1 protein-coding gene is annotated in these 777 nt (G+C 51.4%); it reads right to left on the bottom strand.

All coding sequences use genetic code 11. The features are described 5' to 3' along the window. A partial coding sequence (locus B2Z72_RS18870) for an electron transfer flavoprotein-ubiquinone oxidoreductase (RefSeq protein WP_297005599.1) occupies positions 1–777 on the bottom strand: 777 nt, incomplete at both ends.

The raw sequence follows: 777 nt of genomic DNA on the forward strand, positions 1-777 counted from the left end.
AATATCACAGGTTTTGCAGTGTACACAGTTCTGAGAGTTGATCTGGAAACGCTTGCCGTTTTCGTCTTCAACAATCTCATACACGCCTGCAGGGCAGTAGCGCTGCGCTGGCTCATCCCATTTCTCCAGGTTGATTCCCAGAGGGATCGAAGCATCTTTCAGCTTCAGGTGGCATGGCTGATCTTCCGCGTGGTTAACGTTGCCGATAAACACAGAGTCCAGCTTGGCGAAGCTGATCACACCGTCCGGTTTCGGATAGTTGATCTTTTCACATTCGTTAGCAGGTTTCAGCATCGCATGATCCGGATGGGTATCATGCAGAGTGAATGGCATCGCCACGATATTCTGATCAATGTAGTTGAATGCGCCACCCAGGAAGGTGCCGAACTTATGCATCGCCGGGCCGAAGTTACGGCTGCGGTGCAGTTCTTTCCACGCCCATGAAGCTTCGAAGGCAGTGGTAAATTCAGTCACTTCATCGTTAGCGCGACCGGCCTGAATAGCTTTAAACAGCTCTTCAGCAGCAACCAGGCCACTCTTCATGGCAGTGTGTGTGCCTTTAATTTTGGCAAAGTTCAGTGTGCCGGCATCACAACCAACCACCAGGCCGCCAGGGAAGGTCATTTTTGGCAGACAGTTCAGGCCGCCTTTGGTAATGGCACGGGCACCGTAGGATGCGCGTTTACCACCTTCCAGATACTGTTTAATAACCGGATGATGCTTCATACGCTGAAATTCGTCGAACGGGCTTACGTGCGGGTTGCTGTAAGACAGATC

The organism is Thalassolituus sp. UBA6592, from assembly GCF_002433655.1.
Classification (GTDB): domain Bacteria; phylum Pseudomonadota; class Gammaproteobacteria; order Pseudomonadales; family Oceanobacteraceae; genus Venatoribacter.